Source organism: Tranquillimonas alkanivorans (assembly GCF_900115595.1).
GTDB lineage: Bacteria > Pseudomonadota > Alphaproteobacteria > Rhodobacterales > Rhodobacteraceae > Tranquillimonas > Tranquillimonas alkanivorans.
Genome location: NZ_FOXA01000022.1, coordinates 1 through 14,241 on the forward strand (window position 1 = coordinate 1; position 14,241 = coordinate 14,241).

The 14,241-nt window shown below is 67.1% G+C and carries 14 protein-coding genes; 10 read left to right on the forward strand and 4 right to left on the reverse strand.

Features of this window, described 5'->3' with window-relative positions:
* From BM162_RS17725 to BM162_RS17750, 6 genes are all read left to right on the forward strand, one after another.
* The coding region (locus BM162_RS17725; protein ID WP_245759327.1) for a LysR substrate-binding domain-containing protein at positions 1–420 on the forward strand (420 nt) is incomplete at its 5' end.
* A 191-nt stretch (positions 421–611) separates the two neighbouring features.
* Positions 612–2,873, forward strand: a complete 2,262-nt coding sequence (locus BM162_RS17730; protein WP_177215239.1) for a VWA domain-containing protein — start codon at positions 612–614, stop codon at positions 2,871–2,873.
* Positions 2,874–2,926: 53 nt separating this feature from the next.
* On the forward strand, positions 2,927–3,685 hold the full coding sequence (locus tag BM162_RS17735; protein WP_143096201.1) for an SH3 domain-containing protein: 759 nt from the start codon (positions 2,927–2,929) through the stop codon (positions 3,683–3,685).
* A gap of 166 nt (positions 3,686–3,851) precedes the next feature.
* Entirely contained in the window at positions 3,852–4,634 is a 783-nt protein-coding gene (locus tag BM162_RS17740; protein ID WP_093424762.1) for an ABC transporter substrate-binding protein, read from the forward strand.
* 70 nt (positions 4,635–4,704) lie between these two features.
* Positions 4,705–5,373 carry an amino acid ABC transporter permease gene (locus BM162_RS17745; RefSeq protein ID WP_093424764.1) on the forward strand — a complete coding sequence of 223 codons (669 nt, stop codon included), beginning with the start codon at positions 4,705–4,707 and terminating at the stop codon, positions 5,371–5,373.
* 10 nt (positions 5,374–5,383) lie between these two features.
* Positions 5,384–6,547: a pyridoxal phosphate-dependent aminotransferase gene (locus BM162_RS17750; protein ID WP_218153124.1), complete on the forward strand. Its 1,164-nt coding sequence runs from the start codon at positions 5,384–5,386 to the stop codon at positions 6,545–6,547.
* On the opposite strand, the gene BM162_RS17755 is transcribed toward BM162_RS17750, so the two are convergent.
* The gene (locus tag BM162_RS17755) at positions 6,544–7,665 is read right to left on the reverse strand and encodes an aminotransferase class V-fold PLP-dependent enzyme (protein WP_093424765.1); all 1,122 of its coding nucleotides are present in this window, start codon (positions 7,663–7,665) and stop codon (positions 6,544–6,546) included. The two genes, BM162_RS17750 and BM162_RS17755, sit on opposite strands and share 4 nt — an antisense overlap.
* Positions 7,662–8,747: a cupin domain-containing protein gene (locus BM162_RS17760; RefSeq protein ID WP_093424767.1), complete on the reverse strand. Its 1,086-nt coding sequence runs from the start codon at positions 8,745–8,747 to the stop codon at positions 7,662–7,664. Before BM162_RS17760 ends, BM162_RS17755 begins: the two co-directional genes overlap by 4 nt.
* Positions 8,748–8,841: 94 nt before the next feature.
* Here BM162_RS17760 and BM162_RS17765 point away from each other — a divergent pair, with 94 nt between their 5' ends.
* On the forward strand, positions 8,842–9,576 hold the full coding sequence (locus BM162_RS17765; RefSeq protein WP_177215240.1) for an SDR family NAD(P)-dependent oxidoreductase: 735 nt from the start codon (positions 8,842–8,844) through the stop codon (positions 9,574–9,576).
* Here the strand turns inward: BM162_RS17765 and BM162_RS17770 are convergent.
* On the reverse strand, positions 9,573–10,331 hold the full coding sequence (locus tag BM162_RS17770; protein ID WP_093424770.1) for an N-acyl homoserine lactonase family protein: 759 nt from the start codon (positions 10,329–10,331) through the stop codon (positions 9,573–9,575). The two genes, BM162_RS17765 and BM162_RS17770, sit on opposite strands and share 4 nt — an antisense overlap.
* A gap of 41 nt (positions 10,332–10,372) precedes the next feature.
* On the opposite strand from BM162_RS17770, the gene BM162_RS17775 reads away from it, so the two are divergent.
* Entirely contained in the window at positions 10,373–11,500 is a 1,128-nt protein-coding gene (locus tag BM162_RS17775) for a pyridoxal phosphate-dependent aminotransferase (protein ID WP_093424771.1), read from the forward strand.
* Between the two features lie 237 nt (positions 11,501–11,737).
* Here the strand turns inward: BM162_RS17775 and BM162_RS17780 are convergent, their stop codons facing one another.
* On the reverse strand, positions 11,738–12,175 hold the full coding sequence (locus tag BM162_RS17780) for a winged helix DNA-binding protein (RefSeq protein ID WP_218153125.1): 438 nt from the start codon (positions 12,173–12,175) through the stop codon (positions 11,738–11,740).
* 216 nt (positions 12,176–12,391) lie between these two features.
* Here BM162_RS17780 and BM162_RS17785 point away from each other — a divergent pair, with 216 nt between their 5' ends.
* Both BM162_RS17785 and BM162_RS17790 read left to right on the forward strand, forming a co-directional pair.
* Positions 12,392–13,507, forward strand: a complete 1,116-nt coding sequence (locus BM162_RS17785) for an LLM class flavin-dependent oxidoreductase (protein WP_093424774.1) — start codon at positions 12,392–12,394, stop codon at positions 13,505–13,507.
* A complete protein-coding gene (locus tag BM162_RS17790; protein ID WP_093424776.1) occupies positions 13,507–14,160 on the forward strand; it encodes a nitroreductase family protein in 654 nt (217 codons plus the stop codon). Before BM162_RS17785 ends, BM162_RS17790 begins: the two co-directional genes overlap by 1 nt.
* Positions 14,161–14,241 lie beyond the last annotated feature (81 nt).

Genomic DNA, 14,241 nt, shown 5'->3' on the forward strand with positions numbered 1-14,241 from the left:
CATCTCAAGCTCTTCGACGAGCGCTACACCGCTTGTGCCGCGCCCTCGTTACTTGGGCAAACGTCTTTCAGCACACCCGCCGACCTGGCCGGCCACCCTCTCCTGCAGCTCGAATCCCGCCCGACCGCCTGGCCGGACTGGTTCCGCGCACAAGGGGCCGAACCACCGCGTGTTTCCGGCATGGTGACCGACCAGTTTTCGATGATGATACAAGCGGCGATCTCCGGCCTAGGGATCGCGCTCCTGCCCGACTACCTGGCCCGGACCGAGATCGCCGAGGGCCGGCTCGAACCGATCCTGCGGCAGGCAGTACCGGGCACCGGCGCCTATTGGCTGGCATGGCCGGAGCGTCACGCCACCGCACGGCCTCTCGCGTCCTTCCGCGACTGGCTCGAGAGCGTGCGGTCCGGCGCAGGTTGAACCGGCGTCAACGCCCGAGCGTGAGGGCGAAGTGCGAGATCAACCGAGCGATCCGGTCCCGGTCATGGTCGAGCCGGCAGTCCGTCCAGGCGGCTTCGAGCTCCCCTGAGGTTGCGAAGCTTGAGCCAACCTGCTTCCCTCGGGACAACCTGCGCACGAAATGTGTACCTTGAGGGAGGGCAGAGATGCGAATGGCACTTTCAAGCGTCGCGGCGGCATGCCTGGCTGCCGGCGGTGCGAACGCGGCGGAAGACATCATGGTGGTTTTCGACGGCTCCAATTCCATGTGGGGCCAGATCGACGGTGTCTCCAAGATCGAGATCGCGCGCGACACCATGGAGAGCCTCATGGGCGACTGGGTCGAGGGCACCAATCTGGGCCTCATCGCCTACGGCCATCGCCGCGAGAGTGACTGCGGCGACATTGAAACAATCTTGCAACCCGGACCGGCGGACCGCGACGACTTCCTCGCCCGCATCAGCGAGATCACGCCGCGGGGCAAGACGCCCCTGACCACGGCCATCGAGGAGGCGGCGAAACAACTCTCCTACCGCGACAATCCCGCGACGGTCGTCCTGATATCGGACGGAATCGAGAGCTGCCAGCGCGATCCCTGCGCCCTGGCCGAAGAGCTTGAACGAAGCGGCGTTGACTTCACCGCCCACGTCGTCGGGTTTGGCCTTGCGGACGAGGAGGACCAGGCGGCCATCGCGTGTATCGCGGAGCGGACGGGAGGCCGTTTCATCGCGGCGCAGGACGCCGACGAGCTTGGCGAGGCACTGGGAGCGGTGAGCGCGGAAGTGGCTCGTCGCGCGCCGGAGCCGGAACCTGAACCTGTCGCCACGACTCCTGTCGAGATAACGGCGCCCTCCACCGTGACGGCGGGCGCGGACTTCGACGTGAGCTGGAGCGAAACGCTCGACCCGCGCGACATCGTCACCATCGTGCCGCTTACGGCGGATGAAGACGAGGTCGCAGATCACCTGCGGACGCGGGACGATACGTCGGGACGACTGCGCGCGCCGGCCGAGACCGGTCTTTACGAGGTCCGCTATCTCCGCGACGACGACCGCTCCGTCGCCGGCAAGCACGGCGTCGAGGTGACGCCGGCTCAAGCCACGGTCAGCGTGCCAGAGTTCGCGATGGCCGGCTCGCGCGTTCCGGTGTCATGGACGGGAAACGTCTCGTCGCGGGACATCGTGACGATCGTGCCGGCCGGGGCCGACGAGGGCACGGTCGCCGGGCACCTCCGGGTCAAGGACGACGAGACGGGCAAGCTCACGGCGCCGGCCAGCCCCGGCCTCTACGAGGTGCGCTACGTCCTCGACGGGGGTCGCAAGACGGTGGCCTCCGGGAGCATTGAGATCACCGAGGCGGAGACCGACATCACGGCGCCGGAAACGGCGGCGACGGGATCGCGGTTCGACGTCTCCTGGAGCCGCGCGATTTCGCCCCGCGACATCGTCACCATCGTCACCGCCGGCGCCGGCGAGGGCACCGTGGAAAAGCACGTCCGGGTGAAGGACAACGGCTCCGACACCCTGCGCGCGCCCGGCGTCCCCGGCCTCTACGAGGTGCGTTACGTCTTGGACGAGGGGCGCAAGACCGTCGCCGCGAGTCCCATCGAGGTGACCGCCGTGGAGACCGAAATCACGGTGCCTGAGACGGTACTCGCGGGGTCGCACATCCCGGTGTCCTGGAGCCGGTCCATCGACGCGGGCGACATCGTTACCGTCGTTCCCGCCGGCGCGAACGAGGGCACGGTCGAGGCGCATGTCCGCGTGCGGGACAAGGACGGCGACGAGGTACGGGCGCCGGGCCGGCCCGGCCTTTACGAAGTGCGCTACGTTCTGGACGAAGGCCGCAAGACACTGGCCTCGAGCCCGGTCGAGATCGTGGAGCCCGAGGTTGAGATCACCGCGACCGGCACCGTCCGCGCGGGCGACATGATCGAGGTCGGCTGGAGCGGCGACGTTCCGCATCCCGGCGACATCGTCACGCTCGTTCCGCTTGGCGCGCCGGAGGGCGAGGTTATGGACCACAAGCGCGTGCGCGACGGCCGCGCGGCCGAGCTACGCGCGCCGGACCAGACCGGGACGTACGAGGTCCGCTACGTGCTCGACGAGGGGCGTCGGACACTGGCCCGAGCGCCCGTGGAAGTGGTGGACGAGACGGCAGCGATCGATACCGGCGGTTCGCTGGAGGTGCCCGAGACGGCGACACCCGGCGAGGAAGTGCAGGTCTCCTGGACCTCGTCCTCAGACAGCGGCCGGCAGCGCGTCTCGCTTGCCCAAAGCGATCACGCCGACTTCACCTGGATCGAGGCGCAGGCGACGGACAACGAACCGCCGCTCTTCTTCACGATGCCGGACCAGCCGGGACTCTACGAGTTCCGCCTGCTCGACCTGGCTGGTCCGAAGGTCCTGAGCCGCGCGACCATCGAGGTTCGCTGAAGCTAAAGGGCCGGCGCGGATGACGCCGGCCCGACCGCCGAGGGAGGAACGCCATGCCGCGCCGACCGCATCTATGCGCCATGCTCTGCGTCGGGCTGCTGTCGCTGCCGCCGATGGCCATTGCCGACGCAGATGGCCCTGACGCCTGGCGCGTGACGGGCGTCGCCCGCGAGGACGTTCTCAATATCCGGATGGGGCCCGGCACCGAATACCCGGTTATCGGCGCTCTGCCGCCAGATGCCCGGCATCTGCGCGCGAAGACCTGCACGCCGCTCGCGACCGTCGCCCAGTACGACACCCTGTCTGCCGACGAGCGCACGGCCCTGCCGGCGCGCTGGTGCCTTGTCGATGGCGGCTCGCAGGGGCGCGGCTGGGTGCCCCAAGCATACCTCGCCGAGGACAGCACCGCGAGCAGCCCCTTCCGAACCGCGTCCGGTGAGGAAGCGCCGCCACCCTTCGACATCGCGGTCCCTCTCGTCCGCAACCTCTTCAGGAAAGAGACCTTCCTGCTGTCCCGCGGCGAGTCCCTGTTGCGCGACCCCGAGGCATCCCGCTCCTGGTTCTTCCTGGATCTTGCGCGAAAGATGGCATCGGACCCGGGTGCACACCCCTTGTTCGACGCGCAAGACACCGACATCGGAGACATCTCCGTCGCGCTCGATCCGGACGAGCCCATCCGGCAGGGTGTCGTCACCGTCCTGGTCCGTTACACGAATTTCGGCATTTCCCGCGAAGCGCGTGCGTATCTCAGGGCCGACCCGGAGCAGGGAGGCGCCCTCCGCATCTTCCGCATCGTACACGGGCAATCGTAACGACAGATACCGGGCGCCGCCTCAGCCCCCCCCGTGCCTACGGTCAATGCAAAATCATGTTTTACGATGGCCTGACCTAATTTTCCTGTCCCACCGGAAAGTCTGCCGTTAACGTCCCGGAATAACCGGGAGCAACCCGGCCGGAACCAACAGGAGAGGAAGATATATGAAACTAGCACTCGTCCCGTCTCTCGCCTTCGCGCTTGGCCTATGCGCGGCCGCGGCCGGCGCCCAGACGCTGGAGATCGGCGCGTACCCCTCGAACCCGCCATGGGAGTTCAAGAACGAGCAGAGCGAGTTCGAGGGCTTCGAGGTGGATCTGGTGAAAGAGATCGCCGAGCGGATGGGAGCGGAGTTGAACATCCAGGACCTCGGCTTCCAGGCGCTCTTCGCCGCCACCAGTTCGGGCCGGATCGACATGGCGATCTCGACCATCACGGTGACGCCGGAACGCCTGGAAAACCAAGCGTTCACGCAGCCTTACTATGACAGCGACCTCGGCCTCGTGACGGGCGCGGCGGGCGTGGAGAGCCTGGAGGAAATGGAAGGCAAGACCGTTGGCGCGCTCGCTAGTTCGACCGGCGAGAAGTGGATCAACGAGAACATGGAGGAGTACGGCTTCGGCGAATACCGCAGCTACTCCAGCCAGCAGGGCCTGCTGCTCGACGTTGCGAACGGGCGCGTGGCGGCCGGCATCGGCGACATCCTCGGCTTTGAGTTCGCCGCCGAACAGATGCCGGCCCTCGACGTGACGCAGCGTATCCGTACCGGAGAGCAGTTCGCGATCATGATGCCCAAGAACTCGGACAAGCTTGAGGAAGTGAACGCCGCCATCACCGAGATCAAGGAAGACGGCACTATGGCCGAACTCTATCGCAAGTGGCTGGAGGCCGAACCGGCCGCGGGAACGTCGACGGTGACGGTGCTGCCGATCCCCGGAATGGAGTGAGCCCAAAGCGCGGCTCTGGCGGGCGGCCTTCTCGGAGGCCGCCCTTTCTTTCGCAAGGCTCTGACTCTACATGGACTTCGCCGAAACATTTCTGAACTGGGACGTCATCGTCCGCATCTACCCGATGCTGCTCAAGGGCGTGTGGAACACGCTCGCGCTGGCGTTCACCACCATCGTCGGCGGCGGCATCGTCGGCGTGCTAATCTGCCTCGTCCGTCTTTACGCCGCGCGCCCGCTGCGCTGGCTCGCCATCGCCTATGTCGACGTCTTCCGCGCCATCCCGATCCTGGTGCTGCTGGTGCTGGTGTATTACGCGCTGCCCTTCATGGGCGTACGGCTGTCCTCCTTCACCTCGGCCGTCGTGGCGCTGGGGCTGGTCTTCTCTTCATTCACGGCCGAGGTATTCCGCGCGGGCATCCAGGCCATTCCGAAGGGCCAGGTCGAGGCGGCCGAGGCGCTGGGTCTTCCGTTCCGCGTCACCATCTGGAAAGTAATCCTGCCGCAGGCGCTGAAGATCGCGATCCCGCCGCACACCTCTAACTCGGTCGCCATCGCCAAGGACACCTCTCTCGCCTCGGTCGTGGCGATGCCGGACCTTCTGAAGCAGGCGACCGATGCGCAGGCTCTTACGGCGAACCCCTCGCCGTTGATCGCGGCGGCCGTGATGTACCTGATTTTCCTTCTGCCCGCCGTGCGGCTCGTGTCGTATTTCGAGCAGCGCTACCGCCACTCTGTCTGAGGTCCTCCCCATGTCGCGCCGCTTCGCCAAACGCATCACCGAGACGTCGAAGAAGGACTTCGGAATGTTCGCCAGAGCCCTGGGCCGGGAGGGCGACCTGATCCACCTGGAACTCGGGATGCCGGTCGAGGACACGCCGGAGCACATCAAGGAGGCGACGGTCGCCGCACTCCGCGCCGGGCATGTCCACTATTCCGACCTGCAGGGCCTGCCCGACCTGCGCGAGGCGCTGGCCGAGAAGATGCGCCGCGACAACGGCATGGACGTGGCCGCCGACGAGGTGCTGGTGACCAACGGCCTGACTCAAGCCAGCTTCGCCGCCTTCTTCGCCTTCCTCGATCCCGGCGACGAGGTGATCCTGCTGTCGCCCTACTACCCACAGCACGTCGGCAAGATCGAAATGGCAGGGGCGACCCCGGTTTTCGCGCCGCTCGATGCGAGCGACGGCTTCTCGATCAAGCGCGAGTTGATCGAGCCGAAGATCACGGCCCGGACGCGGATGATGGCGCTGGTGAACCCGTGCAACCCAACGGGCCGCGTCTATTCCCGCGACGAGTTGCAGGTGCTGGCCGACCTGGCGGTCGAGCATGACCTGCTGGTGACCTCGGACGAGGTCTACGAGCACATTGTCTACGACGGTGCCGACCACACCTCGATCGCGTCGCTGCCGGGGATGAAAGACCGCACGATCACCATGTCGGCCTTTACCAAGGCCTATGCCATGGACGGCTGGCGGCTTGGCTACCTCGCCTGCGACCGCGCGCTGATGCCGGGGCTGATGAAGATCACCACGTCCGAGGTCACGCACGTCAACACCTTCATCCAGCACGGCGCGCTCGCGGCCGTCACGGGGCCGCGCGAGGTACTGGCGGGCATGGTGGCTGACGACCAGGCGCGGCGCGATCTGGTGGTGTCGCGGCTGAATCAGATGCCGGGGGTGACATGCCCCGCGCCCGGGGGGACGATCTATGCCTTCCCCGACATCTCGGGCACCGGCATGAAGGCGCAGGAGACGGCGGACGCGATCCTCGACTCCGTCGGCGTGGTGGTGGAATCCGGCCGCTTCTACGGGCCCGAGGGCGAACATCACCTGCGCATCTGCTTCGGCGCGCAGACGCTGGAGCGGCTGGAAGAGGCGATGGACCGCCTCTCCCGCTTTTTCAACGATCTCTAGAAAAGCCGTTTCAGCGCGTCGAGCAGCCGCTCGACGTGCGCCTCCGTCGTGACCACACCCGGCGACAGGCGCAGGATCGGACCGCGCGCGTCGGTGAAGATCTGTGCCTCGCGCAGCCCGTTCACCACGCCGGCCGGGTCCGTCACGTCGGGAAGACGCAACATCACGCTGCCCCCCCGCCGCGACCGCTCCGCCGGGCTTGCGGGCGTCACCCCGAGGCCAGGCGCGGCGTCGAGGATCATGTCGCAGAGTGCCTGGCTGTGCGCCAGCAGCGCCGCCCGGTCCTGCGCCGACTGCCACTTCAGCCCCGGCACCGAGCCGACGGCCGCCAGCGGCGCTGGCGTCCCGGCGTCGAACCTGCGGGCGTCGGGGGCATAGTCGAAAGCGTCGAGGTCCCACGAGAACGGGTTGGGCTGACTGAACCACCCCCGCAGCTCCGGTCGGCAGGTCCGAAGCAGGTCCGGCCGGACGTGAAGGATGCCAGCTCCAGGCGCGCCGCAGAGCCACTTGAGCGAGGTCGAGACGACGATCTCCGGCTTGAGCTGCGTGACCGAGAACGGCACCACTCCAATCCCCTGCGTGAGGTCGAGCGCCACAAGGCTCCCCACGGCCCGGCAGGCCGGGATCAGCGCGTCGAGGTTGCAGCGGTGCGATGCGGTGGAGGTGACGAAGGTCAGCAGCGTCAGCCCCACGTCGGGACCCAGCCGCGCGATCACGTCCTCGTCCCTCACCCACGTCTCACCCTCGCGCAACGGCACGGTGTCGAGCTTGAAGCCGAAGCGCTCGGCAAGGCCGGACAACAGGAAGTGCAGGCTCGGGAAACAGTCGGTGGCGACGAGCACGCGCTTGCCCTCCAGGTGCTCGGACGGCAGCCCGCCGATCACTGTGTAGAGGGCAGCGGTCACCGACTCCGCCGTCGTCAGCGACCCTGCCGGCGCTTCGATCAAGCTTTCCCACAGCGATAAAAACTCTGCCCGCGCCGCCAGCACGCGCGGCCACTGTGCGTCGTCCAGCGCGCCCCAGATGGAGGAGAACCCTGACAGCGCCTCCGCCATCTCCCGGTCCTTGCCGGGATAGAGGCCGATGGAGTGATACAGGAAGTAGGCCGGGTCGCTCATGTCAGCGTCGTCTCGAACCGGCCGGGAAGCGAGACCTCGAGCAATTCGATGTCGTCCGAGAGGTCAGCGTAGCGCGTCTTCATCCCCGGCGGGATCACGAAGGCGTCGCCCGCCTGCAACCGGTGCGGCGCACGCCCCTCGCCCTCGAGCGTCATGGTGCCGTCCATAACGAAGGCGAACAGGATGTCGGCGTCGTGCGCCGCCCACGCGGGCGCACCCTCGCCCTTCTTCGCCACGTGCACGCCCGCCACGTTCTGCGTGTTTTCCGCGATGGTCGTGTCACGGCTGATCAGGCCCGGCAGGCGGAACGGCCGCCACTCGGCCTCGTCGGCCTTGTGATGCACGAACCTCTGCCCCTGGAAGCGCCGGTCGGGGTTCGCCGGGCCGTTGGGCAGCGTCATCTCGTGGTCGATGGTCGTGACGTGCTCGGCCGGGACGCCGATCTCGACCACCTCGATCTCGTCCGAGGCATAGAGCACGCGATGCCGGATCTCGGGGGGCTGGATCACGCAGTTCCCGGCATAGAGGCGGAAGGGCTCGCCCTGATCCTCATAGACCAGATCGACCCAGCCCCGGTAGCAGAAGATCAGCTGAAAGCCGACCGTGTGGTAATGGACCATGTCCGGAACGGGCCCGCCGTCGGGAATGCGGATATGGCTGGCGATGATCGACCCGCCCAGCCGGTCGGGGATCAGGTCGCGGTAGTGCATTCCCGCCCGACCCACGATCCACGGCGCCTGGTCGGCGAGACGGCGCACCACGAAGGAATGCAGCGTCGCGGGCAACACCAGCGGCGGGTTCATCTCCACGATCTCGATCCGCGTGCCGTTGGGCGCGGTGAGCTCCCGCTTGCCGCCGGCGAAGGCGTCGGGGTCGTCCATGCGCAGGCGCAGGGTGCCCGGCGGCTCGGGCGCGTCCTTCTCGATCCTCAGCCGGACGCCGTGGCCCGAGAACACGCCGACCTGCGGATCGTCGGCCGGATAGATCATGTCGAGCCGCATACCCAGCGTCTTGGTGAAGAAGGGGATGTCGTCCCGCAGCTCCTGCGTGGGCAGCCGGATCTCGGCCAGGATGTCGCTCATTCTCGTTACCTTCCTGTTTTCCCACGCAGGCTATGGCCGTGCGGCTCCGGCGGCAATACACATGCAACTGCAAGGAACGGGGAGGAGGATACCGATGACCAAGCGCATCGCGGCCGTGACCGGAGCGGCCGGTGGTATGGGGCGCGCCATCGTCGCTCGGCTGGTGCAGGACGGCATGGCCGTCGCCGGGCTCGACATCGACGCCGAGGGGCTGGAGGGGATGGCCGCGACCCACGGCGGGGCCTTCCTGGCCTGTCCGACGGACCTCATGCAGGCCGACGCCATCGCAGCCGCCTTCGAACGGATCGACGGTGAACTCGGCGGGCTCGACGCGCTGGTGAACAACGCCGGCACCTGCTTCATGTCCGAGTTCCCCGAGATACCGGAGGACGAGTTCGAGAAGCAGATGAAGATCAACTTCTCGGCCGCGTTCCACTGTTGCCAGGCCGCCGTGCCGCGGATGCTTAAGCGCGACGGGGTGAAGAAGATCGTCAACATCTCGTCCAACGGCGCCTACAACTTCGATGTCTTCGACCCGCCGCATTACCGCGCCTCGAAGGCCGCGATGGACACGCTGACCAAGGACCTCGCCCGCCGCTACGCGCGCGAGAAGATCGCGGTGAATTCCATCGCCCCGGCGATGACCGAGACGCCGCTGTTCGACGTGGTCAGCGAAGAGGTGCTCGAGAAGGCCATCGCGCAGATGCCCCACGGCCGCCCCATGCGGCCCGAGGAGGTCGCGGCCTGGGTCGGTTTCCTGATCTCGCCCGCCGGGGACATCTCCAGCGGCAACGTCATCATCCTGAACCAGGGCCGCGATGTGCGCTAGTCGTAGAACTCCGGCGCCTTGCGCAGTTCCGGCCATTGCTCGGGGCCGTGACCGTAGATGACGAAGGCGCCCCGCTCCTCGGCCAGCCGCATCAGGCGCCGCGCGCTGTCCAGCGCCAACTCGGGATCGGGGGCCGTGTCGAAGCGCTCCTCGATCTCGGAGGGGCGCGAAATCGCGTCGCTCACGATGAGGACGGGGCCCGTGTTCGGCAGTTCAATCATCATCGCGAGCTGGCCGGGCGCATGACCGGGGGCCTGCAGCACCTCGAACCCCGGCCCGATGCGGGTGTCGTCGGCGAGGGTCACATACTCCCGCTCGGGCCAGTCCCACGGCTGCCCGCCCGTCCAGTAAAGCGGCTTGGGCAGCGCCCTCTCCCGCTCGGAAATCAGCATCGGCGCCTGCGGGAAGTCGAACAGCCCGCCAAGGTGGTCGATATGCGTGTGGGTGAGGATGAAGAGGTCGATATCCTCCGGCCGCACGCACGCCTTCGCCAACTGCCCTTTCGGCAGGTTCTCGTGCGTCAGCGACAGGACGTTGCCGAAAGCGCCCAGCGCGTCCTCCTCGGTCGCGCGGTCGGCGTCCTCGGCGTATTTGGCGGGAAAGCCGCTGTCGATCAGCACGCGCTCGCCTGCGTCGGTGGTGACGAGAAAGCCGACGATGCCGATGTCGCGGGGGCCGGCGTGGACCCGGAAGAACCCGAAATCCAGAACGTAAAGGCGCTCGGGCCGTCCCTTCAGCAGTTTCAACTCGTCCATCACGCAGCGCCTCCCCAATTCGTTTTGCAGGCAAGGTGACCATGAAAGTCAGGATTCACAAGCTCTTCGACTATCTGCTCGAGACGACCGAGCAGGAGCCCGAGGCGATCGTCGGTTTCTCCCTGTCCGAAAGCCCGACGCTCGGCGATTTCATCGACGACCTCGACCCGACCCTGCCGCTCGACTGGAACGGCCGATCGTTCCGGGGCCTGCCGGAGCTGCGCGGCCACGTGCTGGCGCAGGCGGGGCTGAGCGATGTCTGCGACGCCGACGACGTGCTGATCACTGCCGGTGCGGCCGAGGCGAACTACCTCGCCATCATGCAGTTGGTGCAGCCCGGTGACCGGCTGGTGATCGAGTCGCCGGGCTGGCCACAGGCCGACGTGCTGGGACGTGCCATCGGGGCCGAGATCGTGACCGTCGCGCGCGACGAAGGCGACGCTTGGCGCCTGCCGCTGGACCGGCTGGCCGAGGCCGCGGTGCCGGGCACGCGGATGATCTTCCTGACGAACCCGAATAATCCGACCGGGCAGGTTCTGTCGGAGGACGAACTGCAGGAGGCCGTGGCAATCGCCCGCCGCGCCGGAGCGTGGCTGGTGGTGGACGAGGTCTATGCCGGCCTCGAATGGGACGGGCCCCGCGCGCCCTCGGTCGCCGGGCTTTACGAGAAGGGCATCACCACCGGCAGCGTGTCGAAGGCGCTGGGGCTTCAGGGGCTGCGCACCGGCTGGCTGATCTGCCGGGACCGCGCGCTCGTCATGGACGCGGTGATCCTGCGCGAGAACTCCAGCGAGATCATGAACATCATGGGCGAGGCCATCGCCGAGATCGCCCTGCGCCCCGAGCGCCTGCGACCCGCGATGGACAAGGCGCGCACCGAGGGGCGCGCCAACCTCGACCGCATGAACGCCTTTGTCGAGGACACTCCGGGCCTGACATGGCACAGCCCGCGCGCCGGTCTCATCGGCCTCGCCCGCCTGCCCGAAGGCATCGACGGCGAAACGTTCGCCCGCCGCCTGTTGGAGCCGCCCTACCGGACGTTCCTGCTGCCCGGATCGGCCTATGGGCAGCCGCACCACATCCGGCTGGGGGTCGGCGGCGGCGCGGGCGTGAACCTGGACACCGGGCTCGACCGCCTTGCGAGGCTCCTGTCGGCGTGGCCGGATTAGGCGTGCAGAAGCGCCGTCGCCTCGTCCTCGAGGAACGTGGACGGCGAACGTCCTCAGCGCCGCAAGATGGTTGGTCCATCATCTCGCGATCGGCAGCGCCGGCCTTTTCTGGCGAGCGATACCTGCGGCTAGGACAGCCGGACGCTGAAGACTAAGCCGCTCCAACGAGACGCTGCCCTAGACGCGAGCCGGCAAGATGCAACGCTTCCGCCTGGAGCCTCGAGAACGCCGCGCCCCTCAGTCCCGCCGCTGCGTCGTGGCGGACAGGGCCGCCCGGTCATAGATTCCGCACAGGATCTCGAGTGTCTGGGCGGCCTCTCCCAAGACCGTCTCTGCGTCGTCGAGGCGGCCCAGCAGCCTTACAAGCAGGGCCTGACGCACCTCGGCGTAGCGGTCAGTGACAGCGCGCCCCTTCTCCGTCACGCTGTATAGGACGCCGGTGCGCGACGCGCCCTCGCGCTCGATCAGCCCGCCCTTCGCGAGCTTGCGCAGCCCGTACTGAATGTTCGGAATGTCCTCGCGGTTCGTGAGCCGCGCGATTTCTTTCACCGATTTAGGGCGGTCATTCATGCGGATGACGTGCAGCAGCGCGTTTTCAGCGCCGCTAGCCTGCACGTCGCCGCTGGAAGCAAGGCACTCGGCCTGCCAACGGCTGAAGGATTCCGTCGCACGCATGAGCGCGAACTCCAGGTCAGCCAGACGCCGTTCGAGGGGCGAGTCGCCGAGGTGCCACCGATGTTCGAAGTGACCGGCGGATGACACAGGAGGAGTGTTTTTCGTCATGGAATCAGGATGAAGACCACCTCAGCGCAAGGCAATCGAAAGTTTTCGTTGATTTTGCAGAGATTATTGATTTGAATTTTTATTCAAATATCAAAGGGAGGAGATCACATGCGCGACTTTCTGAAGTCCGACCATTTCAAGCTGGGCACGTTCTCGACCAACTGTTCGAGCGGCATGACCGTCACCAAGGTCAACGAACGCTGGGATAACAGCTGGAAGAACAACCTGCGCCTGGCGCAGATGCTGGACGATGCCGGCATCGACTTCATGCTGCCCATCGCCCGCTGGATCGGCTACGGCGGCGAAACGAACTTCCACCACAACGTACTCGAGACGATGACCTGGGCCACGGCCCTTCTGGCCAAGACCGAGCGACTGACGATCTTCGCCACCATGCATACTGCGGCGAACAACCCGGTGGTCGTGGCCAAGCAGATCGCCACCGCCGACCAGGTGGGCCGCGGCCGCATTGGGCTGAACATCGTGGCGGGCTGGAACAAGCCGGAGTACGAGGCGCTCGGCCTCACTCTGCCCGACGACCACGAAACGCGCTACGGCTACGCGCAGGATTGGTTCGATGTCGTCCAGAAGCTCTGGACCAGCGATGAGATCTTCGACTGGACGGGAAAGTACTTCGACCTCAAGGGCGTACTGGGCAACCCCAAGCCCGTGGACGGCCGCCCGCCGATCCTCAACGCCGCCGGCTCCGGACAGGGGCGCGAGTTCGCGACCCGGAACGCGGACTTCCTGTTCACTCCCGCCATCGACCTCGAACGCTCGGTGGGCGAGGTTCAGCAGATCAAGGACCAGGCGGCCGAGAAGGGGCGTAAGGTGGGCGTGCTGACCTTCAGCCACATCTGCTGCCGACCGACTGAGAAGGAGGCGCGCGAAGTGCACCAGTGGTACGCGCAGGACAACGCGGACTGGGAGGCCGTGGACAACCTCGTGAACCTGCAATTCGCCAACGCGCAGAGCTTCCCGCACGATCTCCTGGCGCTCATCAAGGACCGCATGGCAGCGGGCCATGGCGGCTTTCCCCTGGTGGGCACGCCCGAGCAGGTTGCAGACGGGATCGAGAGCCTTGCCAAGGCCGGCTTCGCGGGCAGCACGATGTCCTTCCTCGACTACGCGGAAGAGTTTCCGTACTTCCGCGACGAGGTCCTGCCGCTGCTGGCCGAGAAGGGCCTGCGCCCCGGTGCGCCGGCCTCCGTCGCCGCGGAGTAATGGCCACACCCGAGGACATGGCGCGGCGCTATGCGGTCAAGCGTTTCATTCCCGGCCAGCGCGACGACGCCGCGCTGGCCAGGGCCCTCGAGGCGGCGCGGCTCGCGCCGTCCTCCTTCGGGCTGCACCCCTGGCGCATCGTCCGGGCCGAGGATCCGCAGGTGCGCCGGGCCGTGCTGGATCGTGCTTACGGGCAGGAAAAGGTCGTCACTGCGGGCCATCTGCTCGTTTTTGCGAGCCGCTCTCCGCTCACGGAGGACGACGTCGATGCGCATGTGGATCTGACGGCCCGCATCCGCCCCCTCGACGAGGCGGCGCGCGAGAAACTGCGCGGCACTCTGGTGAAGAACGTGCTGGAACGGCACGACGCGGCTGGTCTCGACGCTTGGTGCCGCGCGCAGTGCTACCTAGGCCTCGGCGTGTTCCTTTCGGCTTGCGCGACGCTGCGGCTGGACGCCTTCCCGATGGAGGGGTTCGACCCGCAGGCTGTCACCCGGCTGCTCGGCCTCGACCGGGAGCGCCTGACGGCGCAGGTGCTCGTCACCGCCGGATACGGCGCGCCGGACGACGCCGAGGCCGCCCGGCCGAAGGTCCGCCTCGCCCGGGGGAATTTCGTTCTCGACGCCGGGCTTCCCACCACTGCTCAAGCTTGACCGACGACTTCGCTGGGTGGAATGCCCTCGTTCCAAGCGCACGGAGTTGCGGCCGCCTTCGGAGGCGCTGACGATACAAAC